This window comes from Glutamicibacter arilaitensis, from assembly GCF_044793945.1.
Lineage (GTDB): Bacteria > Actinomycetota > Actinomycetes > Actinomycetales > Micrococcaceae > Glutamicibacter > Glutamicibacter arilaitensis_B.
This window is the reverse complement of record NZ_CP084994.1, coordinates 3,217,312-3,240,851: the sequence shown is the minus strand read 5'-3', so window position 1 is coordinate 3,240,851 and position 23,540 is coordinate 3,217,312. Positions and strand designations below refer to the sequence as shown.

Sequence of the window (23,540 nt, the reverse complement as noted above, 5' to 3'; positions counted from 1 at the left end):
GCCACCATAGGTGACATTGTGAGCCATCATACGTGATGCTGAGAGTCAAATCACAAACACTGTTTCGTGTCGCGTTCGGGGTTAAAAACGTTTCCCCGAGCCGGCGGATGCGACTCGGGGAAACTGGAATTCAAACAGAGTTAAGCGGAGGTGAACTTCACCGCGGAGGTACCTAGACCCTCGATGCTCGTCTCCAAGACGTCGCCGGCCTTGAGCCAGGGGCGTCGACCATGATCGTCGCGACGCCCTAAGGCAACGCCCGCAGGGGTTCCGGTGAGGATCAGGTCCCCGGGCTGCAACTCGTTAATCACCGATAGGTAGGAGACCAGTTCGGCGGCGGAGAAGACGAGATCGTCGATTGAATCTTCTTGGACTACCTCGCCGTTGACCTTTGTGGTGATCTTGGCTCCGGGGGTGAATTCTTCGGTCGTCACCAACCATGGTCCTACCGGTGTTGATTTATCCCAGGCCTTGCCCTGGAGCCATTCGGTAGTTCGTCCTTGGAAGCCGCGCATGGAGACATCGTTGGAGACCGCGTAGCCGGCGATATGATTCTCCGCGTCCTCGGCAGAGATCCGACGTCCCGGTTTGCCGATGACAATGGCCAGCTCTCCCTCATAGTCCATCCGGTGGTCTTCGGCGGGGATTTCGATGTCGTCATTTGCTCCGCAGAGCGTGGAAGCGAATTTGGCAAAGACCGTGGGGAACTTTGGTTCTTCGGCTCCCACCTCGGCGATGTGGTTCCGGTAGTTCAGCCCAATGCAGTACACCTTTGCTGGGGTTGGGATCAGGGCAGCATAATCCGCCTCGCCCTCGGCGATGGATTCACCGACAAGTGCACGGGCGACGACTTCTTGCTGCGTTGCGTTATCGAGGCGCAGGAATTTTTGAACGTTGGCAAGATTTTCCAAGTAGTACAGTCGGCCCTCTTCAATGACGGCTGCTGTCGTCAGGCCCGGTTCGGTGGTCAGTCGCACGGTAGCTAGTTTCATGTTCCTATCTCACTACATCCACACCGTCTTGGCTAGCCTGTTGCGGAGTCTAATTAGGCCAAAACGACACTCGCATCGAACCAAGTCAAGCGAAGTTTTATCAAATTGAAACCGAAGGTGTGGCCGCTCGCCACGTAAACTTAGGACAAAAGCTGAGTCGAAGTAATCCTTCGAACTCAACGGATGGTACGAAACTAAAGTGAAGCAGGTCTTAATGTGGGTGACTTTTTCGGCGAGCGATATCGCCAAATCTTATTCGCCTCCTGGCAGCATTTGTGGCTTGTAGCCCAGTGCCTTGTCTTGGCGACAATCATTGCCGTACTGATCGCAGTATTGGTATATCGCAGTAAATCATTATCCGGAGTGGCTAACGGCATCAGCGCCATCGGATTGACGATCCCGTCCTTCGCGCTGATTGGTCTGTTAATTGTTCCTTTTGGATTCGGCGTCTTGCCAGCGGTAATCGTGGTGACATTCTTCGCCGCACTACCGATCTTGCGAAATGCAATTGTGGGGCTGAACAACATAGAACCGACCATCGTCGAATCGGCGAAGGGCATCGGGATGAGCCGAATGAAAACTCTGCTCGCCGTTGAACTGCCTATGGCGTGGCCGGTCATACTCACCGGAGTGCGCATCTCGGCGCAGATGGTTATGGGTGTGGCGGCCGTTGTGTCCTACGTACTGGGTCCAGGACTTGGCGGCTACATCTTCTCCGGCCTTTCCCGATTAGGTGGCGCAAACTCCCTTGAATCCGTCATCACCGGCGTGATCGGGGTCGTCATTCTGGCGCTCATACTTGATTTGATCTTGCTCGGCATTGGCCGACTGACTACCCCGCGAGGTATCCGTGTCTGAAAATAAAGTCGAAACCAGCACCGAAAATAATGTCACCGGGGCATCGATCATGCTCCAGGAGGTCACCAAGACCTACCCGGGACAGAAGAAATCCGCGGTCGGCGGACTCACCCTTGAGATCCCTGCCGGATCGATCGTGATGTTTGTCGGCCCCTCGGGTTGCGGCAAAACCACGACGTTGAAAATGATCAATCGTCTGATCGAGCCGACGTCCGGCAAGATCGTAATCAATGGCGAAGACGTCACCGACATGGACGGCGATGAACTGCGACGACGCATCGGCTATGTCATTCAGGCCGGAGGCCTGTTTCCGCACATGACGGTGGCAACTAATATCGCCATGGTGCCGAAGATGCTTGGCTGGTCCAAGGAAAAAATTGCCGCTCGCGTCGACGAGCTGCTCGAACTGGTCTCGCTGGACCCTGAACTGTACCGCGACCGCTTCCCGAAGGAGCTCTCCGGTGGCCAGCAGCAGCGTGTAGGCGTGGCCCGCGCGCTAGCCGCGGATCCTCCGGTGCTGCTGATGGATGAGCCGTTCGGCGCTGTAGACCCGATCACCCGTCAGCGCTTGCAAGACGAACTGCTGAATATTCAGTCGGAAGTCCAGAAGACCATCGTTTGCGTGACCCACGACTTCGACGAAGCGGTGAAGCTGGGGGACTGGATCGCGATTTTCAATGAAGGCGCCCAACTGGAACAGTATGATTCCCCCGAGCGGATCTTGGCCAACCCGGCCAGCGAATTCGTGGAAAACTTCATCGGTTCCGGTGCTGGCCTCAAGCAGTTGACGCTGACGCGAGTGAACGAGGTGGAACTTTCCGAAGCCATCACTACCACCGCCGGAAAGAATGCTTCCGAGGTGCTTTCGCAGCTGCAGGGCGCTGGGCGCAAATATGCGGTGGTTCTGGATTCGCGTGGTCGCCCGTTGCGCCGGCTCAACCGACGTCAGCTCTCCCGTGCGGAGATTATCGACGGCACCTATGACCCGAATTTACCGGTTGTCGGCGAACAGGCTACCTTGAACGATGCGCTGGACACGATGTTGGTGGCAAGCACCGAATCGGCGCTGGTGACCGGGCGTCGCGATGTGCTCCGCGGCATCATCACGGTACAGACGGTGATGGAAGCGATTTCTGCGAGCAACGCCAACCTGGATGATGACCATGACGCACCGGTCGGATTGAACTCCGGTGCCATCAATATTGAAGCCATCCAAATGGACCGCCGCAAATCAGGCGGTGAATCTTCATGAATTCGGAAAGACGTGGGCTGATCTACCAGCTCCTTGGCATTGCGGTGGCCTTCGCCATACTGGTGATCTGGTTGGTAAATGCCAACCTCACGGATACCGAACGGCAGACCCTGGATCCGGCAACGATTTGGGGATACACCCTGGATCACCTGAAAATCACGGTCATCTCAGCGGTGATCGTGCTGATTATTGCGATTCCCCTCGGCATCATCCTGACCCGACCAGCGTTCCGCCGGGCAGCTCCCGCGGTACGCGCGGTCGCGAACTTCGGCCAAGCTGCGCCGGCCATCGGCGTGGTTGTGCTCTTGGCGTTCTGGCTTGGTTTCGGACCGGCAACTGCCATTGTCTCCTTGGTGATCTATGCGATCCTGCCGGTACTTTCAAACACCATTGTGGGCTTGCAACAGGTCGATGAACGGCTGGTGGAAGCCGGGCGCGGAATTGGCATGAGCCAGATGGCCGTCTTGTTCAAGGTCGAGCTTCCGCTCGCGGTCCCCGTGATGCTCTCCGGCATCCGCACAGCGTTGGTGCTGCTAGTAGGCACCGCCACCTTGGCAACCTTCATCAATGGTGGCGGACTGGGAATTCTGATCACCACCGGGGTGAATTTGAACCTGAACGTTGTGCTCATTGCGGGCTCATTACTAGTCGCATTGCTTGCCTTGACCATCGACTGGATTGGTCGAGTCGTAGAGCAAGTCGCCCGGCCGAAAGGACTCTCGTGAATCGCAAATTGAAATTTGGAGCTTTGTCCTTCGCGGCGCTGATCGGCTTGACCGGTTGCGGCTTGAGTCCCTCCACCGGCTCGGTGCCCGACGCCAACTCGGGACTTATTGAAGAGATTCCTGATCTGGGTCAAGATGCAAAGGTCACCGTCACCTCCAAGGCGTTTACCGAGCAACTGATCTTGGGAAAAATCTCCGTGATTGCCTTGGACGTCGCCGGCTATGATGTTACGGACCTGACAAATGTGCCCGGGTCACAACCGGCACGTGAACTGTTGCTTTCCGGGGACGCCAGCGCGCTATGGGAGTACACGGGTACCGCGTGGCTGACCTATCTCGGCCATGAAGAGCCGGTGCCCGGAGCCGAAGAACAGTGGCAAGCGGTGCGCGACGAGGATGTGGCCAATGGGATTGTCTGGGGCGAACCCGCCCCACTGAACAATACCTACGCCATGGCCATGAACCGAGAAGTTGCCGATCGTTTGGGTATTACCAAGCTTTCGGACTTGTCGACCCTTGATTCCGAAGAGCTGACCTTCTGTGTGGACCCAGAGTTCAATTCGCGTCGTGATGGGTTGACCCCGATGCTTGAGCATTACGGGATCAAGCGCGGCAGCCAGGTGAAGGAAGACAACATTGGCTTGTACGATGTGGGCGCCATTTATCAGGCAACCGCAGAAGGCGCTTGTAGCTTTGGCGAGGTATTTACAACCGACGGGCGAATCAGGGCGTTAGACCTGACCGTTCTAGAGGACGACAAACAGTACTTCCCGAGCTATAACGCGGCTCCCGCGTTCAACGCCGAGTTCTTGCAGGAGAATCCCGGGGTCAAAGACGTGATGGCGCAGATTTCTCCGTTGCTGAACGATGAGGTATTGCTTGAGTTGAATTACCAGGTTGATGTTGAGGGGCGCGAGCCGGCTGACGTCGCCTATGAATGGATGCTAAACGAAGGTCTTATCAGCGCGCCTTAGTAAAACGCCGAGCGAGATGACCGTACCCGGAACAAGTTCCTGGGTGCGGTCATTCGTGGTTGAAGCCCAAGCAAAAAAACTTGCGCAGTGTTCATGCGCCGTTTGTTCTCCTGGCGGCATTGGGTCGAGATACTTGAATAGCTAGTGCCTATGGCTCTAGGCAAGTGCGGCAGTGCTCGACTGAATTTTTAGGATTCGTCACGGGTGCCGAGTTCGCCGTCGACTTCGTCGGCCGCGTTGGTGGCTCGTGCGGTGGTGGGTGATTCCTCCTGCCAGATCTCTTCGAGATCCGCTGCTAGTTCGGCTTCCTGCTCTTTTTTATTGGGGCTGCCTGAATCAATGGTCATGCGCTTAGTCTAACCAGAACCGCTGTAATCGGTGCAGGTTCTCTTGAAAAGTTTTTGAAATTAAAATACTAGTCAGAGTATCAATAGCTGGCTTATTTTCAAGAGAGGCAAAAGTTTTTCCGTGACATGGTTGACGCTTCAACTTAACTAGTGCAATACTTGTATCAGCAAAACAAATTGAAACGTCAACTACGGGTTGGCGTCGAGGAAAAGGATTTGAAAATGACTTCAACTGCAACTTCACCACTGACCGCCGGTACCTGGAACCTGGACGCATCGCACTCCGAAATCGGTTTCTCGGTTCGCCACGCAGGCGTTTCCAAGGTCCGCGGCAGCTTCGAGGAATTCGACGCAACCTTGAACGTCGGCCAGACCCTGGCAGAGTCGTCGATCGAGGCTACCGTACAGATCGCCTCGGTCAACACCAAGGACGCAAACCGCGATGGCCACTTGAAGAGTGGCGATTTCTTCAACGCCGAGGAATTCCCAGTCATGACCTTCAAGTCCACCGGAACTAAGGGTGACGCTGAAGAATTCGTTCTCATCGGCGACCTGACCATCCGCGGCGTCACCAAGCAGGTTGAATTCAAGGCTGAGCTTGGTGGCCAGGTCGTTGACGCTTTCGGCGCAACCCGCGCAGGCTTCTTCGCCTCGACCACCATTTCCCGCAAGGAATTCGGCATCACCTGGAACGCTGCTCTTGAAGCAGGCGGTGTGCTGGTCAGCGACAAGGTCAAGATCGAGATCGACGCTTCCTTCGTTCTGCCAACCGCAGAATAAGCTTCCTGTAGCCATCCATGGGGGATGGTGAAAGGCCGATACCGACAGAGCCCTGGCGGTGCGCATAAGCGCATCGCCAGGGCTCTGTCGTTAATTCTTCTCAGTGACTACGAGTAATCGGAATACATGGCACCGGTTCCGGCAAAGGTGACCGCCATGACGATCATCAAAATTATGTAGAGCACTCCGATAATTCCGAATATGGTCCCGATCCAGCCAGTCACCTTGCCGACCGTGGCATCGGTGTTGAATTCCCGCTCGGCCCTCTTAGCCTTCGAAATGGCGATTGGACCCAGAATGATGCCGACGACGAATAACGAAATGATGCCCAAAATCATCGAAGTCTGTGCCAGCTGGGCGCCTTCGGCCTGCTGCTGAGGATATGCGTATCCGGGGTAACCCGGACCGGCTCCAAACTGCTGGTTCTGACCCGGGGCCTGGTTCTGGGCCTGATATGGGTACTGTGGCTGCTGGCCTGGGGTTCCGGAGGTGTAGGGATTGTTCGGTTCGTTATTCGAAGTGCTCATGGTGGCTCCTAATTTTTGAGAGTGAATGATTGTGTCGTTCTGGCAGTCTTCACTGCTCTTACATTCCTGAACCGTAAATCGAGAACGGAATTATGAATAGGATCAGCAGGAAGTATCCAACGATGGCTAGCACCTGCAGGGCTCCGAAGATCAGGCCGATCATCCCGGTGACTTTGCCGACCGTTGCTGGGACGCCGTAGACACGTTCGGCTTCATTGCCTTTCATGATGGCAATGGGACCGAGGATCACACCAACGACAAAAAGTGAGAGAATCCCCAGAATCATTGAAGTTTGCGACAAGGAAACACCAGGATGCGGTGGCAGATATTGTCCGTTGAACTGTGCAGCGGGAGCTTGGTCGCCGGGCTGCGGTTCGTACTGCGGCTGTGACATTTTGCCTCTGCCTCCTAAGTAGTGCACTTCTAATGCTAAGCCCACGTCATGGATTAACACACTCTGGTGACTAATTTCTATAATTAGTGATCATGACTTGGGCTTCATTCTTGGCGTACCTCGGCGTCTGCATGATGGTGACTCTCTCACCAGGACCAGATACTTTCTTGGTACTTCGCTTTTCTCTGGTACGCCAGCTCCACGGTGTCATCGCGGCTCTTGGCATGGTGACTGCAATTTTCGCCTGGGCCACCCTGGCCGGCGCTGGCGCCGCAGCGGTGATGCAACGCTACCCCGTCATCGAATCGATCATTGCAATTCTTGGCGGGCTGTACCTGATGTACTTGGGACTTTCCGGATTCTTGAAATCTCGCGCCGTTGCCAAAGCCGATAGCGCCATTGCGCGCACCGAAACGAGAGCTGGCGCTCAGGGGCAGTCTCAGACCTTGCGCCAATCCTATGCCGCCGGTGTGCTTTCGGCAGCGCTGAATCCGAAATTAGGATTATTGTTCCTTGCCATGATGCCAAGTTTTATCCCCAAAGATTCCAATACCCTGCTGTGGGGGATGGGCTTGGGCGCGATCTTTGCGGCGGTTGGTTTCCTGTATTTGCTGATATTGAGCACCGCAGCTTCAAAAGCGATGCATTGGTTCAAGAAGCCAGAGATCACTCTGCGCTTGGAGTGGGTTGCCTGTGCAGCACTTTTCATCATGGGCGTGGGAGTGCTGCTCAGTACTCTGCTCTAGTGCACGCGCTTCGAGTACCAGTGCGCATGTAGCCACGTGGCGACGGCCACCAGCAGGATGCTCAGCCAAAAACCTATCGCGAAAATCTGCGAGAAGTTTCCTTGCTCTGCAAGGTCTGCCGTCAGATATGTGGCTACCGAAGCCCCGAAGAAAAGGGCGAACACAAAGAAGGAAACCGTGGTGGCACGAGCTTGGGGCGCAACCTCGGTGGCCCAACCCTGCATGGAGGAGTGCATGATGGCATTCGCGGCACCTATCAGAAAAGCCGTCACCGTATAAGAACCTGCAGAGGGCAGCACCGCGGAGGGTGCAAAACTCAGGATCAGGATGACCCCGCCGATTCCGATAAGCCAGGTGCGTGAAAATCGTGGCACGAGCAGCCGCATGAACCGTGCACCCAGAATCACTCCTACCGCAAATCCGCATCCCAGCACGCCGGAGAGCCAGATGCCCATCCCGACGCTTTGCAACGCGGGAACAATGTATGTCAAAAATCCCATCAGGAGCCCGCCTTCAAGGAAGACCACCGCGTAGAGCAGTAAGTTCTCCCGGCCAAAAGCAGCTTTGTAGTTGGTGGTGGTGTGCACACGCTGTGGCTCTTGCACTTGGCGCAGTGACAAGAGGGCAGCTACGGCTCCAGCGGCAGGCAGCAGGAAGACCAAACGCCAATCGAGGGTAGAGGCTATAGCACCGGCTACAAGGGTCGCCAATGTGGTGCCCAAGGATGAAAAGATTTGCAGATCCGAAAGCCCGCGGGCCTTGGCCATTCCCACGCGGGTATCCCCGAGCAGGGTCAGCAACGTGGGGTAAAGGGCGCCGAACATCAGCCCGGTCAACGAGCGTGCGATGAGCAGGGCAAAGTACGAAGTGAAGAACGTACTAGCGATCGCGCCGAGGATGGCACCGATTAATGCCCAGCGAAGCACCGTCAAGCGGCCGAACCGGTCGCTCAGTAGCCCCCAAAGTGGCTGTCCCAGGGCATAAAGCAAAGAGTAGCCGGCCACAAGTTCTACGGCTTGGGACAGTGACAGGGCGGTACTCAGTGACAGCGCCACGAACATCGGTGGCGTGGCGTAGCGGTCGAAGAAAGCTAAAAAACCAACAAAACGCAGTGCTGAGTCGGGCAGCTGCCGAGGTTCGCCAGCCGGTGACTTGCTCAATATTTTTCCTACCGTTGTACCCATAACCTACGAACACCCTATGCTCTCAAAGGCGGGCCGAGGTATTCGCGGAGATGACATGGTCCGAGCCGCCAGATGACGACTCGGACCATGAGTAAAGCTCTAGTATTTAGGCCTGGACCAGCGCAGGGTTCATAAAGGCGCTAAAGAATTCGGCGAGTTTTCCGGTCGCGGTCAGGGGAAGAACCTGAGCCACATACTGATCCGGACGAACCACCACTAGCGCACCGTGCTCACGATTTACTGAGCGGGCCTCGAAGATCTCCTGGCCATCCTCAAGCTGAGAGCAGTAGGCCTTTTCATAGTCTGTTAGTTGCAAGGAACCGACCTTTGGCAGGAGCACCGCAGGTAAATGCGCCACCGTGGTGTCGGTGTGCGAGCCTTGGAAAATTCCCTTGAGATCAAACGCCGATTCCATTCCGGCACCGGGTGCAGTGAAGGCGTTCAGCGGTGACTGCGCATCCTCGGCTAGGAATTCCATCAGCGCGTCGAACTTCGGCGAAGCCCCGGATGCGTCTTGATCCGCGAAGGCATACAGGCGCCAGCGGCCATCGGCCTTGGCGGTGTGCCCCAGGCCAATCTGGTGGGCGTCGGCGATTCTGGTGACCGGCGAGGAATAGAATCGCTCGCCGACTGGGAACCCGGCAGCCAGTGCCTGATGCGCGGTGTCGCCGGTGAGCAGCGACTTTGTGTATTGTGTTCCGAACCCGGCGGTGAAACGCCCGCCCTGGACAAACTGCGCCTGGACTTCTTCCGGATCCATTCCGCCGGCCTCGGGATTATTTGGATCCTTCGGGGCGGTGGACATGGTCTTGGACCATTTGGTGTCGAAGTCGATCAATTCCTGGGCAATGACCTGGCGTTCCTGGGAGTAGGTCCGCAGCAGGGACTGCGGGCTTTGCCCGCGCAGCACCGCGGCGAGCTTCCAACCGAGGTTGAAAGCGTCCTGCATGGATACGTTCATACCCTGTCCGGCCTTGGCTGAGTGGGTGTGGCAAGCATCCCCGGCGATGAAGATGCGAGGCTCGGTGTCCCTGGCCGATTCGGCGTTCAAATTATCGAAACGGCCTGCCAGGCGCTGGCCCACCTCGTACACAGACCACCATGCGATTTCTTTGACGTCCAAGGTGTACGGGTGCATGATGCGACGCGCGGTGTCGATCAGCTGGTCCGAGGTGAAGCGGCTGCGTGCTTCGCGGTCTGCCGGGTCGAGCTTGCCTAGGTCCACGTACAGGCGAACCATATGTCCACCCTCGCGCGGGATCAGCAAGATATTGCCACCGTCTGCTGATTGGATGGCAGCTTTGAAACGAATGTCGGGGAAGGTGGTGGTGGCAAGAATGTCCATGACGCCCCAGGCATGGTTCTTGGCATCGCCTTCGAGCTTGATCCCCATGGAACGCCGGACATTTGACCGGGCACCGTCGGCACCGACAACGTACTTGGCGTGAACGGTGAATTCTTCGCCGTCTTCTCCGCCGCGGCGCAGCTGCGCGCGTATCGGGTAGTCACCGTTCTCGGTGTCCAGCACGCTGAGCAGCTCGACCCCGTAGTGAGGTGCGAGGCGGCTGGGATTCTTGCTCATTTTTTCGAAGAGGAATTCCTGCAGACGCGCCTGGTTGACGATCAGATGCGGGTACTCGCTCAGGCCTTCGGCGACATCTTTCACCCTGCCGCTGCGCGAGATATTTTCACGCAAGTTTTCATCCGGGCGCCAGAAGACCGTCTCGTTCACTGCATAGGCTTCACGAATCAGGCGATCTGCGAGCCCGAAGGCATTGAACATCTCAACGGTTCGGCAAGCGACGCCGTCGGCGTGACCGAGCTTGAGCGGTTCGGCGTTGCGCTCCACGATGAGGGTGGTGATTTCTTCGAATTCGGACAGTTGCGCTGAAAGCACCGCACCGGCCGGGCCGGTGCCTACTACGAGAACGTCAACCTGTTCCGGGATAGCCTTGGCTTGTGCCTGCGGCGTGTGGGCTGGCTGAACTTCCGGGTCACCGGGGTGGTAGCCGTTTTCGTAGTACTGCATGGTGCAACTCCTGAAGTATTCGTCTGCTGAACTCTTACCGAGCGTAGTGTTCCAAGGCACAGTCCCTCTAAGAAGTTCTGCCTAGCGGAACAGACTGGCAGGTGTTGGCCCGTTTGCAGGCTTGGCTGGGACGGATTCAGTGAATGCGCGAGCAACCTGCGCCAGGCCCTAAGACTGATGACTGGCCAGCTGCTGATGGATAACGTCCTGGCGTGCATGATGGAACACGGCTATGCCGCAACCTCGGTGGATCGGTGTGCCTGCGCCGCCGATGCCACGCGCGCTACCTTCTATCTTCACTTTTGTTCCAAGGTGCAGCTGATGCGTTCGCTGGTGGAGCTGCCAAAGGCCGGTGCTCGTGGGAGCGGTAGCGCTCAGCTCGGCGGCCCGCGCGTGGCAGCATTACTTGCACTGCTTGGGTTGCACGGTTCGAAAGAACAACGTGAACAGCTCGTAGACTGATCTGCGGTAACGCAACACGCTCACAAAAGGGCGAGAGATGTATTTCTCTCGCCCTTTCGCGGTGCCCTAAGGTTCAGTCGTAAAATGCAAGTTATGCAGCCTAAAAATCCTCGACGCAAGCCGCCGGCTTATCCCATTGAATCGGTGGATAATGCCTTGGCACTCATCGAATTGCTGCGCGACTTTGGTGCGTTGCGATTGAGCGATGCGGCGGTGGAGCTTGGGGTATCTCGATCCACCGCCCACCGGCTGCTAGCCATGCTGGTGTACCGGGGCTTTGCATCCCAAGATGCGGCTCAGCGTTACATTCCTGGACCGGCCCTCGGTGTTGCTCCTGCGGGAATGTCCTGGACCGCGGAACTGCGCCGAAGAGTTTTGCCGCAGATGAAGCTCTTGTCCGCCCGAATCGATGAAACTGTCAACCTGATGGTTCGTGCCGGAACGCAGGTCAGGTTCTTGGCCACCGTCCAGGGCTCTCGGCCATTGCGGGTTGGGGACCGCCAAGGTGAGGTGATGGACGCGCACGCGGCCTCGGCAGGCAAGGCAATCTTGGCCCAGCTGGGCGAAACGACGGTGCGCGAGTTGTATGTGCGGGAATCAAAGATTTCCCAAAAGCCGCTGGATGAAAGTTGGTTCGCCGGTTTGGAACAGGATCTCATGGCTGCGCGGAACGTTGGTTTTGCGGTGAACTTTGAGCAGACCGAAGCCGGAACCAATGCGCTGGGTGTGGCCTTGCGCGATGGCGCCGGTGAGGTGATCGCTGGGTTGAGCGTTTCGATTCCACCCGTGCGTTTTCGCCAGAGCTTCGACTCGGGTCTGGTAGCCGCGGTCTTTGAAGCCAAAACGAACATCGAGGCAACGCTCGCCGACTTCGTGGCGGGGCACTAAGCACAAAAATGGTTCGGACCTGGGGAGTCTCCCCAGGTCTGAACCATTGGTAGTGCAGCAACCGCTAGGCGTCGATCAGTTCTTTATCCCCTTCGCTGTCACCGGTGCGCTGTCGTGCTCGACGGTGTAAGTGCTTCGCACCGCTGAAGAGCAGGGCCGCGAGCAAGATGCCGTAAAGGATGATGGTCGTTGGGCTGGAGACCAGCGTGGTCACATCGCCTTCCGAGACCGTCAACGCACGGCGTAGTTCAGTCTCGGCTAGCGGGCCAAGAATGACAGCGATGAGCACTGGGGCCAACGGCAGGTCGTAGCGGCGCATCACAAAGCCGATCAAGGCGATGCCCAGCAGCACCCACAAGTCAAGGGTGGAGGAGCTGATCGCGTAGACGCCCAGCACCGAGAATACCGTGATGCCGGCGTACAGGTAGTGGCGCGGAACCATCAGCAGTTTGGCCCAGAGCACCGCGAACTGCATGTTCAAGATCAGCAAGATCACCAGGCCGATGAACAAGGAAGCAAGCAGCGCCCACACCATGTCACCGCTGCGTTCGAAGAGCAATGGGCCCGGCTGCATTCCGTACTGCTGGAATGCGGCAAGCATGATCGCAGCCGTCGCGCTGGTGGGCAGGCCCAAAGCGAGCAGTGCGCCCATGGCGGTGCCGGCGGTGGCATTAGCCGCCGCTTCGGGAGCCGCCACGCCGCGGATCGAGCCGATCTGGCCGAACTCAATATCACCACGACGTTTAGCCAAGCGCTTTTCGGTGCCGTACGCCAAGAAGGTTGGAACCTCTGAGCCACCTGCGGGAATGATGCCAAAAGGCAAGCCAAACGCGGTGCCGCGCAACCATGCTGGCCAAGCCTTCTTGATGTCGTGCTTGCGCAGACGTGGACGGCCATTGGGCTTCACCCGTTCGGCGGCCGGATCGCGGTGGATACGGGAGGCGATGTGCAGGACCTCGCCCAGAGCCAGCAGACCCACGGTGATGACCACGATGGACATGCCATCAAAGAGCTGCGGAATGTCCAGGGTGTAGCGCACGGTCCCGCTGGGGCCATCTACGCCAACCATTGCCAGCGCCAAGCCAACCCCAAGGGACATCAGGCCCTTGACGATTGACTCTGAGACGACGGAGGAAATCGCCAGGAAGGCGAACACTGCCAGCGCGAAGTATTCTGCAGGTCCAAAAGCGGTGGCCAGCTTGACCAAGGTTGGAGCGAAGAACACGACGACGGTGGTGGCCAGCAGGCCGCCAATGAACGCGCCCATCGCGGCGGTGGCCAAGGCTTTGGCCGCCAAACCGTTCCGGGCCATCCGGTGGCCTTCGAAGGTGGAAGCGATCGCCGAGGAGTTGCCCGGGGTGTTCAGCAAGATGCCGGAGGTCGAATCGCCAAACAGTCCGCCGTAGTAGACGCCGGCAAACATGATGAACGCCGCGGTGGGGTCCAGCGAAAAGGTGATGGGCAGCAAGAGCGCCACAGCCATGGAGGAACCCAGACCAGGCAGCACGCCAACGGCGGTGCCCAAGATGGCACCGAGCAGAACCCAGAGCAGGTTCATGGGCGTCAGCGCATGCTGGAAGCCCTCAAAGAGTAAATTCAGCTGTTCCATTTTAGAGCAGTCCTTCCAAGAAGCCGCCTGGCAGGTTCAGTCCCAGGCCGGCGTTGAACGCCAGCTGGATCAGGGAAGCGAACAACAGCGCGATGCTGATGTCGAAGATGGCGCGTTTGCTGCCCAGTGCGCGGGATACCACCCAGAACAGAGCCGAAGCGCAAAGGATCCAACCGACCACCTTCAGCAACAGGGCAAAACCGGCTACGGCGGCGACGATGGCGCCCACCGTTTTCCAGTCCGAGTAGGTCTTCCAATTCTGCGGAAGTTTTGCGTCGGGGGTGCGGCCTTCAATTTTGCTGCGTCCACGGTCGGTGGCCGAAGCCAGATCTCCGAGCATTTCCGCGGAGAAATCAGGGTTCGAAGAGTCGTTGGTGGGGTCCGCCGGCTGAGGGTGGCGAATGATCTGCACGATGTGCACGATGGCCACGAGGTAAAGCAGCACGCAGACGATGGTGGGGAAGAATTGCGGTCCGGGCACCGAACTGCCCATGACTTCCATGGTGGCAGTCTGGTAGCTGAGGAACACCGCGAGGGCAAGGATCAGACCTGGGACGATAAATTCACTACGTCCGGCCCAGAAGCTTTGCGCAGCCGCGGCAGGCTCGGGCGGTGTCTTGCCCTGGGGCAAGCTACCGGTATCCTGCTCGTTGACGATGCTCATAGTCCAAGTCCTTTAACAATTTCTGCGGTGACGGCTGTTTCGTTGTCGATGAACTGATCGAATTCATCGCCAACCATGAAGTTGTCGGTCCAGCTGTTGCGTTCCAGCGCACTTTGCCAGTGTTCCGATTCGCGGAATTCGGTGATGATCTCCACGAACTCTTGCTCTTGTTCTTCGGTGATGCCGGGGGCTCCGGCAAAACCACGCCAGTTCGCCATTTCGGCGTCAACGCCCTGTTCCTTGAAGGTGGGGACATCCACGCCTTCGAGGCGTTCGGGGGAGGAGATCGCCAGGGCACGCAGGGTACCGACCTCGATCTGGTCGGCCACCTCGTTGTACCCGGACATCCCGCCGGCGGTGGTTCCAGCAAGCATGGAGGTCAGTGCCTCGCCGCCTCCGGAATAAGCGATGTAGTTGGTCTCTGCCGGATCAATTCCGACCTTCTGCGCCACCAGTCCGGTGAGCAGATGGTCAATGGAACCCAGCGAACCGCCGGAAATGGAGGTTCCGCCCGGATCTTTCTTCCACACCTCAACGAAGTCGTCCAAGGTTTTGATAGCGGATTTGGCGGGGACCACGAGCACCGCGTAATCGTCAGCTAGCCGGGCGATGGGAACCACATCCTCGAGCGTGGTTTCGCTCTTTGCCAGCTCGGTGGCGCCAATCATGACCCCGCCGGTAGTCATCAGCATGTCGTGACGGCCCGTCATCTGAGCGAACTGGCTCAGGCCGATCGTGCCGCCGGCACCAGGGACGTTGGTCACCTGAACGTTGTTGACTGATCCGATGGATTTGATAGCTTGCTGCGCTTCACGGGAGAACCCGTCCCAGCCGCCGCCGGGGGCGGCCGGTGCCATGAGGACCAGTTTGCTGCGTGCCGATGATTCGCCGCCGGAGGCTGCGGCGTTGGTGAAGGCAAGCCCAGCGACGACGGCGACTACGGCACCGTAGGCGATCTTGCCTGTTATGCGTTTACTCACGATGCTCCGTAACCTCGTTGTTAGTGACGTGCCTCACCGGATCGGCGAGGAGATTCAACAATGACAGCGACGGTGACGTGGAGCACAGCTAAAATGGGGTTCTGGTCATAACTGGCAATAAAGAAAATAAAGAAAACGGTGAACTCGAATTTCTCAACGTAGACGTCCCACGGCCAAACGGCTGCGTGCCCAGATGCTGTTGTTGCAGCTGGGCATCGTGCTTGGCACCTTAGTGCTGGTCGCCGCGTGCGTGATGGCCGTGGAAATGCGCCGGGTTCAGGATGCCGCCTTCGACGAGGTCGCCACCGTGGCCCGCGAACTTGTGGTGCTCACCGAAATCCAGCATGCCTTCGAAACGCAGCATCCGGAAACGATCATCGCGCCGATGGCCAAGATGGCCCAACAAGTTTCCGGGGTGGACTATGTGACGGTAGCCGATATGGATGGAATTCGCCTGGCGCACCCGAATCCTGCGATGATCGGCAAGCAAGTTTCCTCCAACCACGAACTGGTCCGCGATGGCCAGTCCTTCCGCGGAATCGAAGATGGAACCCTGGGAATGACGCTTCGGGTGAAGGAACCCATTTGGGATCAAGGAACCGTGGTGGGCACCGTTTCGGTGGGCATTTTGCAGAGCAAAACCCGGATGAAGCTCGCAGATATTGTCGGCGCCTTTGCCCCCTGGATTTTGCTGGCTGGCGCTCTGGGCACGGTGGGTGCAGCCTTTGCCTCGCGCAAGGTCCGCAAGATCTACGGGGTGGATCCAGACCAGGTCCATGGAATGCTCCAGGCCCGCGAGGCAGTGCTCTATGCGGTGGGTGACGGAGTGATTGGCGTGGATGAGCATGGCCGGCTGAGCCTCGCCAACCGGGAAGCGATCCGCTTGCTCGGTTTGCCCGAGGATGCCGAGGGGCGAATGATCGAAGAAGTTCTTGAACCCTCCATGGTGCAATTTCTGCGCAACACGAGCAACGACCGGGACGTGACCGAAAATGTGCTCTCCGGCGAGAGGGTGCTGATCGCTACCCGCCGCGAAGCCACCGTCTCCGGTCAACGCTTTGGCAGCACGTTGACGCTCAAAGACCGTACCGAACTGGAAAATACCTTGCGTGAATTGCGTGGCCAGCGCGGTTTGACTGATACCTTGCGAGCCCAAGCCCACGAATTCACCAACCGGCTGCACCTGATCTCGGGACTTTTATCCATTGGGGAAGTGGATGAGGCGGAGGCGCATATCCAAAGATTTGTTGGCCCGCATCAAAGTGATGGAGTGCAGTTATTGGAGGACCCGACCCTGGGTGCATTGCTCAGCGCCAAATTGGCGGTCGCCCACGAGGCCGGAGTCGAACTGCGCGTGCTTGAGGGCTCGCATACCGGTCGCGATTGGGTATCGGATGAAGACACCGTCACGGTCATCTCAAATCTCATCTCCAATGCCATTGAAGCAGCCGGTGATGGTGGAACCGTGCAGGTGCAGATCAACGCCAATGGGAGGGGGCTGCGGGCGGTAGTTGAGGACACCGGGCCCGGAATCGACGACACGGCGCAAAGCAAGGTGCTCGAGCTCGGGTTTAGCAGCAAACGTGGAGCATTGGACCCGTTGCATGAGCGAGGTATCGGCTTGACACTGGTAGACCGCATTGTGCGCCGCCGCGCAGGAGTCCTGCATTTTAAAGCCTCCTCACTCGGTGGCGCTATGGTTATTGCCGCGTGGCCGCTGCGGACCCGGCCAGCCGGCTGGCCGCTACCAGAGGAGAGACGATGAACGAGGAACGCAGCTCGCCAGCAATCAAGACGCTGGTGGTCGATGACGATTTTGCGGTGGCAGGTTTGCACCGCAGGTACTTAGCGGCCATGGAAGGCTTCGAGGTAGTCGGGATGCTTGAGCGTGGAAGCTCGGTGGCTCCCTATCTGGAGAAGCATCAGGTGGATTTGGTGTTGCTTGACGTCCACCTGCCGGATCTGACCGGTTTGGAAGTGCTCGAGGTGGTGCGCGCGCTGAAGATGGACGTGGACATTATTATGATCACCGCAGACAGTGAGCGTGAGTCGGTCCGCAAGGCGGTAGGGCATGGGGTCGAAGACTATCTGGTCAAACCGTTCAACGTGCAGGACTTCAGGGCTCGGCTTGAAGCCTATGCGCAACGCGCACGTCGGCGTTCACCGAATTCGGCGGCGCTGGGCCAACTAGAGGTGGACCGATTGCTGGCCGCTGCGACAGGACGAGCCCCGGCTGCTTCGGGCGCGACGGTGCATTTGGAAGCGGGGGCCGCTCCGGCTTCCGATTCAACCAGCCTTCCCAAAGGGTTTACCGCACCGACGATGGCATTGGTCAGTCAAGCCCTGCGCGAAGCACTGCCCAAGGAGGACGGGGCAATTTCGGCTAAGGAGCTGGCGGACGCTTGCGGTATTTCCCGGGTGAGTGCTCGGCGGTATCTCGATTTTTTGGTGGAGCGCAAGCTCGCCGAACTAAAGCCACGCTATGGTGCGGCCGGCAGGCCCGAGCACAGGTACCGCTGGAGGTAACCTAAAAAACTTTCTGCACGTTTATGGTTTTTAATGTTCTTTTGTGTATACACTAATTAGGAAGCAACGTTCAGACGTTGAATTCTGCTCCGCTCCCGTGGTCTTCACGCGGTCGGAGCCGCTGAATTCAAGAATTCCGAAAGGTCACCAGATATGACTACTCCAGTCCAGGAAAAAACCACTAACGTCGCAGATGTCATCGTCGTCGGCGGAGGCAACGCGGCCTTTACCGCCGCACACGCCGCGGTCACTCGCGGCCGCAAGGTGTTGCTGTTGGAAAAAGCTCCGAAGGACGAGTTCGGCGGAAACAGCTATTACACCGCTGGTGCTACCCGCATCGCGCACAATGGTCTGGAAGATCTGCAGGACTTCATCGAATTCGACGAGCGTCACCCGGTCTCCGAAGTTCCGCCCTACACCGCGGAAGACTACGCAGGTGACATGGCAAAAGTCACCGAGGGCCGAAACGACAAGGAACTGACCGAGGTTCTGGTCACCGAAGCCGCTCCGGGCTTGCGCTGGCTGCAGTCCCTGGGGCTGAAGTACCGCCTCATGTACGAGCGCCAAGCCTACGCCCGCGAAGACGGAACCTTCCTCTTCTGGGGCGGTCTGCATGTCGGAAACGTGGACGGCGGAGAAGGCCTGATGAAGGACCACCTCGCGGTAGCCGAAAAACTGGGCACCGAGGTTCGCTTCGAGCAGGATGTCTTCGCGCTGATCGTTGAAGACGGAGCGGTCAAGGGAGTCAAGGTCCGCCAGAACGACGGCAGCGTGCAGGAACTGCGCGCCGAGTCGGTCGTCCTAGGCGCCGGTGGCTTCGAAGCCAACCCTGAGTTGCGCAAGGAGCACTTGGGGGAGGGCTGGGAGAACGCAAAGGTTCGCGGCACCCCTTACAACCACGGCGCGATGATCCAGGCCGGGCTGGAGATCGGCATCGCCAAGGGCGGCGATTGGAGCACCTGCCACTCGGTGCAGTGGGACGCGTTCACCGCGAAGAACGAATCGAACCGCGAACTGACCAACCGTCTGACCCGCCAGTCCTACCCGCTGGGAATCATCGTCAACAACCGTGGCGAGCGCTTCCTTGACGAAGGCGCGGACTTCCGCAATCTGACCTATGCGAAGTATGGCCGTGAAATCCTGAAGCAGCCGGATTCGGTCGCCTACCAGATCTTCGACGCGAATTTGCGTCCGATGCTGCGCAGTGAAGAATACGAGATGCCAGGCATCTCTGAAATCGTCGCCGACACTGTTGAAGAGCTGGCCGCAAAGATCAATGTGGACCCGGCATCGCTGACCAAGACCATCACCGAATTCAATGGTGCCATCGACACCAGCATCCCGTTCGATCCGAACGTGCTGGACGGTCGCGCCGCGAAGGTCACCCCGGTCAAGAGCAACTGGGCCACTCCGCTGGCCACCGGTCCGTTCTACGCCTACCCAGTCACCTGCGGCATCACCTTCACCTTCGGTGGGCTGAAGGGCGATACCGAAGGCCGCGCCTTGAACGAAGAGGGCCAGCCGGTACCGGGCCTGTTCGTCTGCGGCGAGATGCTCGGAGGACTATTCTCGGCCAACTACCCAGGTGGTTCGGGTCTTGCAGCTGGTGTCGTGTTCGGTCGCCGAGCCGGTAATCTGGCCTAAGGCAAAGTGCAGTTCCCTCGCACGCGGCACCGCGTGCGAGGGAACTGCAGATTAAATGTGTTGAACGTAGGATGGCGGGGCATGGCGAAGATCGATTCGGAAACGATTCACGAGCGGTTGAAGGAAGACTTGCTGCGTGGCGCCTTCGCGCCCGGTGACCCGTTGCGTGAGGTCGCGCTGGCCGAACGCTTCGGCGTCTCGCGCACCCCGGTGCGCGAAGCGCTCACCCGGTTGCTGCACGAGGGCCTGCTCGAACGACGTGCCCGCGGATTATTCGTGCGCGAAATCGACCCCGAGCAGATCATGCAGGTTTATGATCTGCGCATCATGCTCGAAGGCCAGGCCGCTGCGGAAGCCGCGCTGAGCCGGACCGAGCCGGACCTGGTCAGGCTGGAAGCGCTCGTGCAACGAGATCGTGCGCTGGTCGATCCCGATGACTCAACACGTTTGCTGACAAATATCGAGTTCCATCGCGCGCTTTGGCGTGCTGCGCACAATCCGGTGCTCGAAGATCTGCTGGAGCGCTTGGCAACGCATCAACTGCACGCCCCGACCTCGACACTCTCGGTGGGATCTCGGTGGACCGAGTCCTTGGATGAGCACCAGCGCATCGTTGAGCTGATTAGTGAGCGCCGTACCGACCAAGCGCAGGAGCAAATCCGCGCTCACATGTCGACGGCCAAGTCGATGCGCTTGAAGATGTTCTCCCACCTCTAAGGCTTTGACCCCAAAGAATCCCGCCGCGAGCGGGATTTTTGGTTTAAAGCTCTGTGCCGATAGCGCGAGCATACTACCTGCCAGATGGCGTGGGTCCTGCTCGCCGGTCGTCGAGCAATGGCACCGGTTGCCCCGAGGCGCGTAGCTTGGATCTGGTGCCAGGAAAGAAGAATGCTTCGGTTTGGCCCGCAGGGCAGCTCAACGAAATGGCAGTGGCAACAAAAAGCCAGAGCCGCTTAATGGACTCGTGGCCGGATCCCCTTGGAAGTTTAGGAACGGGATCCGGCCACGATGGCTTGAACGAGGTTTGGACTACAGCCCGCGTACCAGCAGCACGTCCAGGATGCGCGGACCATGCACGCCCTCCACACGCTCCAACTCGATGTCACTGGTGGCCGAAGGGCCAGAGATCCACGTCAAAGGGCGGGTGATGGTCAGTCGCGGCATTGCTTCGGGTAGCAGCTGCACAATGCTGGACACCGGAACGATGCACAGGTGATGATCCGGGACCAGCGAGATTGCGCGGCGCCCTTGGTTGGGCTCACCGTCAAGGACAATGGTTCCGGACTCGGCGATGGAAACCTGCGAGGAGGTGACCACGGCGCTGGTCGCATCCAGTTCGGCAACGGTTAGCCGTGCACCTGGAGCGTCGGCAATCTGGGCGACACCCTGCGGCAGGTTAGCCAGCCACCGCTGATCCAACCCATGCGGGTAGACCACAGAATTTGCGTTCTTCAGTTTCGCAGCGACAAACTCGGGGATCTGCGCGGTCTCGATAACCTCTACGCCCGCCTTGTAATCGACCAATCGGTCCACCAGCATCTCGATGAGATCTTCCTCGGACATCTGCGAGGAGGTGCGGTATTCGCGGGGAGTTTCCTCGGCCACCGGCGCATCTGACAGCGCCGAACGGATGCGGCCTAGGATTTCTTCTTTGGCGCTCACTTTGACTCCTTTTCGTCGCTCCACCAGTCGCGGAAGGACTTGTTCGGCGGGGCGGGGATATCGCGGCTCTGCGTCCAACCGGCCGCGATGCCCGGAAGCTTCTTGATTTTCTTATCCTTGCCGGCCATCAGGCGGCCCAGCGGCAGCGCCTTTTCGAGCAGGCCGAGGTTCTTGCCCTTACCCAGCGCCCAAGAACCGCCCTTCATCATCAGATCCATTTGAGTTGGGATCTTATGCGTCTCGCGCTTGGCATCCACATCTTCGCCGCGCAGGTGGACGAGGATCTCGGGGATGTTGATCTTCACCGGGCAAGCGTCGTAGCAGGCGCCGCACAGTGAGGAGGCATAAGGCAGTGAACCGTTGTCCTCGGCCTCAATGCCGGTCATCAGCGGCGAGAGGATCGCGCCAATCGGACCGGGGTAGGTCGAACCGTAGGCGTGGCCACCGGTTCGCTCATAGACCGGGCACACGTTCATGCAGGCCGAGCAGCGAATGCAGTTCAACGCGGTGCGGCCAAAACGGTCCGACAATGCGCGGGTGCGACCGTTATCCAGCAGCACGATATGCACATTTTTTGGTCCGTCGTCGGCGCTGGCTCCGGTCCACAGCGAAGTGTAAGGGTTCATGCGCTCGCCAGTGGAAGAGCGCGGAAGCAGCTGCATGAAGACTTCGAGGTCTTCCCACTGTGGCAGGACCTTCTCGATACCCATCACGGTAATCAGAGTTTCCGGAAGGGTCAGGCACATGCGGCCGTTTCCTTCGGATTCCACGACACCTAGGGTGCCGGTATCTGCCAGGGCGAAGTTCGCGCCGGAGATCGCGACCTTGGCGGCAAGGAACTTTTTGCGCAGGTGCGAACGGGCGGCCTCGGCCAGCTTGGCTGGGTCGTCGGTGAGTTCGGGGTCAACCGAAGGCATTTCCTTCAAGAAGATATCTCGCACCTCGGTGCGATTCTTGTGAATTGCAGGAACCAGAATATGGCTTGGCTTGTCGTTGCCCAGCTGGACAATAAGTTCGGCGAGGTCAGTTTCGAAGGCTTTGATGCCCTGCGTTTCAAGGTACTCATTCAGGCCGATTTCCTGGGTGGCCATGGACTTGACCTTGACGACCTCGGTGGAGCCGGTTTCCTTGACCAGCTCGGTGACGATCTTATTGGCCTCTGTCGCGTCCCGTGCCCAGTGAACGATGCCGCCACGGGCGCTGAAATTCTTCTCGAATTGAAGCAGCAGGTCTTCGATATTTGCCATCGCGTTGTTCTTGATGGCCGAGCCGGCGTCGCGCAGCTCTTCCCAGTCGGGGAGTTCGCCTACAACTTTCAACCGCTTGTCGCGAATGGTGTGTGTAGCGTGACGCAAGTTCTTGCGCATCTGGGTGTTGCCCAGTTCGCGGTGCGCGGCCTGGGGGAATGGCTCTTCCTCGAAAAGATTGCCATGTCCCGCGGCTGGCATGCCGAGGAATACCTGAGTCACAGTGTCACCGTCTCTTCCATGGTGCTGGCCAGGATATCGGCCAGGTGCAGAGTTTTGGGTTTGGCTCCGGTGCGCGAGAGGCCGCCACCGATGTGCATCAGGCACGAGGCGTCGCCTCCGGCGCATGCCGAAGCGCCAGTGGAGCAGATGTTCTTCACCTTGTCTTCGAGCATTGCCGAGGAAACGTCGGCGTTCTTCAACGAGAAGGTACCACCGAAGCCGCAGCACTGATCGGCTTCGGGAAGTTCCTCGACGGTAATGCCGCCCACTGTTTTGAGGAGGTCCAGCTGGCGGTCGCCAAGCTTCAGCGAACGCATTCCGTGGCAAGAGGGATGGTAGGTGATGGTGTCCGGGAAATAGCTGCCAAGTTGCTCGGCGGCGTTGGTCACTCCGAGCACGTCAACCAGGAGCTGTGAAAGTTCGTAGGTGCGCTTGCCGACCGCAACCGCTCGTTCTTTCAGCTCCGGCTTGCCGAGTCGTTCCGCGAGATACGGGTGCTGGTGCTTGACGGAGGCGACGCAGGAACCAGAAGGAGCTACCGCGACGTCATAGTCGTTGGTATCAAAAGCATTAATGTGGTTTTCCACCACGGGCAGTGCTTCCGGCATGTAGCCGGAGTTGATGTGCATTTGCCCACAGCAGGCCTGAGCCTTGGGGAAAATAACTTCATGGCCCAAGCGTTCCAGAATTTTGACGGTCGACTTGGCGGTTTCGGGGTACATGGCATCCACGATGCATGTGGCAAAGAGAGCGATCCGCATGGTAAATAACTCTTTCGAAGTGTGGTCTGACCATACTATGCGTTGATCTTTCGATAAGTCAAGACTT

General features: G+C 58.4%; 24 protein-coding genes. 12 read left to right on the top strand and 12 right to left on the bottom strand.

The genetic code is table 11. The annotated features are described in order from the left end of the window. Positions 1–140 precede the first annotated feature (140 nt). Positions 141–992 (bottom strand): fumarylacetoacetate hydrolase family protein, encoded by an 852-nt coding sequence (locus LG294_RS15220; RefSeq protein ID WP_404287169.1) that lies wholly within the window; start codon positions 990–992, stop codon positions 141–143. Between the two features lie 216 nt (positions 993–1,208). Here LG294_RS15220 and LG294_RS15215 point away from each other — a divergent pair, with 216 nt between their 5' ends. The 4 genes from LG294_RS15215 to LG294_RS15200 are packed head-to-tail and all read left to right on the top strand — an operon-like array spanning position 1,209 to position 4,801. Beyond that, positions 1,209–1,850: an ABC transporter permease gene (locus LG294_RS15215; RefSeq protein ID WP_404287167.1), complete on the top strand. Its 642-nt coding sequence runs from the start codon at positions 1,209–1,211 to the stop codon at positions 1,848–1,850. A 49-nt stretch (positions 1,851–1,899) separates the two neighbouring features. Beyond that, complete coding sequence (locus LG294_RS15210; RefSeq protein ID WP_404291792.1) at positions 1,900–3,102, top strand: ABC transporter ATP-binding protein; 1,203 nt, start codon at positions 1,900–1,902, stop codon at positions 3,100–3,102. Next, positions 3,099–3,827 (top strand): ABC transporter permease, encoded by a 729-nt coding sequence (locus tag LG294_RS15205; protein ID WP_404287165.1) that lies wholly within the window; start codon positions 3,099–3,101, stop codon positions 3,825–3,827. The genes LG294_RS15210 and LG294_RS15205 overlap by 4 nt, the downstream gene beginning before the upstream one ends. Next, positions 3,824–4,801 (top strand): glycine betaine ABC transporter substrate-binding protein, encoded by a 978-nt coding sequence (locus LG294_RS15200; protein ID WP_404287163.1) that lies wholly within the window; start codon positions 3,824–3,826, stop codon positions 4,799–4,801. Before LG294_RS15205 ends, LG294_RS15200 begins: the two co-directional genes overlap by 4 nt. 188 nt (positions 4,802–4,989) lie before the next feature. Here LG294_RS15200 and LG294_RS15195 read toward each other — a convergent pair whose 3' ends face one another. Continuing rightward, complete coding sequence (locus LG294_RS15195; RefSeq protein WP_404287161.1) at positions 4,990–5,148, bottom strand: hypothetical protein; 159 nt, start codon at positions 5,146–5,148, stop codon at positions 4,990–4,992. 222 nt (positions 5,149–5,370) lie between these two features. On the opposite strand from LG294_RS15195, the gene LG294_RS15190 reads away from it, so the two are divergent. Further along, positions 5,371–5,928: a YceI family protein gene (locus tag LG294_RS15190; protein WP_404287159.1), complete on the top strand. Its 558-nt coding sequence runs from the start codon at positions 5,371–5,373 to the stop codon at positions 5,926–5,928. 107 nt (positions 5,929–6,035) lie between these two features. Here LG294_RS15190 and LG294_RS15185 read toward each other — a convergent pair whose 3' ends face one another. Beyond that, on the bottom strand, positions 6,036–6,455 hold the full coding sequence (locus LG294_RS15185; protein ID WP_404287157.1) for a hypothetical protein: 420 nt from the start codon (positions 6,453–6,455) through the stop codon (positions 6,036–6,038). 58 nt (positions 6,456–6,513) lie between these two features. After that, complete coding sequence (locus LG294_RS15180; RefSeq protein ID WP_404287155.1) at positions 6,514–6,849, bottom strand: hypothetical protein; 336 nt, start codon at positions 6,847–6,849, stop codon at positions 6,514–6,516. A 92-nt stretch (positions 6,850–6,941) separates the two neighbouring features. On the opposite strand from LG294_RS15180, the gene LG294_RS15175 reads away from it, so the two are divergent. Beyond that, complete coding sequence (locus LG294_RS15175) at positions 6,942–7,595, top strand: LysE family translocator (protein ID WP_404287153.1); 654 nt, start codon at positions 6,942–6,944, stop codon at positions 7,593–7,595. On the opposite strand, the gene LG294_RS15170 is transcribed toward LG294_RS15175, so the two are convergent. Together LG294_RS15170 and LG294_RS15165 are read right to left on the bottom strand one after the other, a co-directional pair. Beyond that, positions 7,592–8,755 carry an MFS transporter gene (locus tag LG294_RS15170; protein ID WP_404287151.1) on the bottom strand — a complete coding sequence of 388 codons (1,164 nt, stop codon included), beginning with the start codon at positions 8,753–8,755 and terminating at the stop codon, positions 7,592–7,594. The two genes, LG294_RS15175 and LG294_RS15170, sit on opposite strands and share 4 nt — an antisense overlap. 130 nt (positions 8,756–8,885) lie before the next feature. Next, positions 8,886–10,808, bottom strand: a complete 1,923-nt coding sequence (locus LG294_RS15165; RefSeq protein ID WP_404287149.1) for an FAD-dependent monooxygenase — start codon at positions 10,806–10,808, stop codon at positions 8,886–8,888. Between the two features lie 177 nt (positions 10,809–10,985). On the opposite strand from LG294_RS15165, the gene LG294_RS15160 reads away from it, so the two are divergent. Continuing rightward, positions 10,986–11,270 (top strand): TetR/AcrR family transcriptional regulator, encoded by a 285-nt coding sequence (locus LG294_RS15160; RefSeq protein ID WP_404287147.1) that lies wholly within the window; start codon positions 10,986–10,988, stop codon positions 11,268–11,270. 93 nt (positions 11,271–11,363) lie between these two features. After that, positions 11,364–12,158 (top strand): IclR family transcriptional regulator, encoded by a 795-nt coding sequence (locus tag LG294_RS15155; RefSeq protein ID WP_404287145.1) that lies wholly within the window; start codon positions 11,364–11,366, stop codon positions 12,156–12,158. A gap of 64 nt (positions 12,159–12,222) precedes the next feature. Here LG294_RS15155 and LG294_RS15150 read toward each other — a convergent pair whose 3' ends face one another. Genes LG294_RS15150 through LG294_RS15140 form a run of 3 tightly spaced genes read right to left on the bottom strand, consistent with a single transcriptional unit; the run spans position 12,223 to position 15,411 of the window. Next, positions 12,223–13,767, bottom strand: a complete 1,545-nt coding sequence (locus LG294_RS15150) for a tripartite tricarboxylate transporter permease (protein WP_404287143.1) — start codon at positions 13,765–13,767, stop codon at positions 12,223–12,225. Between the two features lies 1 nt (position 13,768). Continuing rightward, the gene (locus LG294_RS15145; RefSeq protein WP_404287141.1) at positions 13,769–14,431 is read right to left on the bottom strand and encodes a tripartite tricarboxylate transporter TctB family protein; all 663 of its coding nucleotides are present in this window, start codon (positions 14,429–14,431) and stop codon (positions 13,769–13,771) included. Next, entirely contained in the window at positions 14,428–15,411 is a 984-nt protein-coding gene (locus LG294_RS15140; RefSeq protein WP_404287139.1) for a Bug family tripartite tricarboxylate transporter substrate binding protein, read from the bottom strand. The genes LG294_RS15145 and LG294_RS15140 overlap by 4 nt, the downstream gene beginning before the upstream one ends. Before the next feature lie 193 nt (positions 15,412–15,604). On the opposite strand from LG294_RS15140, the gene LG294_RS15135 reads away from it, so the two are divergent. The 4 genes from LG294_RS15135 to LG294_RS15120 all read left to right on the top strand — a co-directional run bounded on the left by LG294_RS15135 (position 15,605) and on the right by LG294_RS15120 (position 20,298). Next, positions 15,605–17,176, top strand: a complete 1,572-nt coding sequence (locus LG294_RS15135) for an ATP-binding protein (protein ID WP_404287137.1) — start codon at positions 15,605–15,607, stop codon at positions 17,174–17,176. After that, positions 17,173–17,937, top strand: coding sequence for a response regulator (locus LG294_RS15130; protein ID WP_404287135.1), 765 nt, complete (start codon positions 17,173–17,175; stop codon positions 17,935–17,937). The genes LG294_RS15135 and LG294_RS15130 overlap by 4 nt, the downstream gene beginning before the upstream one ends. Positions 17,938–18,090: 153 nt before the next feature. Next, entirely contained in the window at positions 18,091–19,581 is a 1,491-nt protein-coding gene (gene tcuA, locus LG294_RS15125) for an FAD-dependent tricarballylate dehydrogenase TcuA (RefSeq protein ID WP_404287133.1), read from the top strand. Between the two features lie 81 nt (positions 19,582–19,662). Then, a complete protein-coding gene (locus LG294_RS15120; protein WP_404287131.1) occupies positions 19,663–20,298 on the top strand; it encodes a GntR family transcriptional regulator in 636 nt (211 codons plus the stop codon). Positions 20,299–20,610: 312 nt separating this feature from the next. Here LG294_RS15120 and LG294_RS15115 read toward each other — a convergent pair whose 3' ends face one another. From LG294_RS15115 to LG294_RS15105, 3 genes are read right to left on the bottom strand one after another with little or no spacing between them, the layout of a single operon-like run. Next, positions 20,611–21,243: a lactate utilization protein C gene (locus LG294_RS15115; RefSeq protein WP_404287129.1), complete on the bottom strand. Its 633-nt coding sequence runs from the start codon at positions 21,241–21,243 to the stop codon at positions 20,611–20,613. Continuing rightward, positions 21,240–22,691, bottom strand: coding sequence for a LutB/LldF family L-lactate oxidation iron-sulfur protein (locus LG294_RS15110; RefSeq protein ID WP_404291790.1), 1,452 nt, complete (start codon positions 22,689–22,691; stop codon positions 21,240–21,242). Before LG294_RS15110 ends, LG294_RS15115 begins: the two co-directional genes overlap by 4 nt. A gap of 17 nt (positions 22,692–22,708) precedes the next feature. Continuing rightward, positions 22,709–23,473, bottom strand: coding sequence for a (Fe-S)-binding protein (locus LG294_RS15105; RefSeq protein ID WP_404287127.1), 765 nt, complete (start codon positions 23,471–23,473; stop codon positions 22,709–22,711). Positions 23,474–23,540 lie beyond the last annotated feature (67 nt).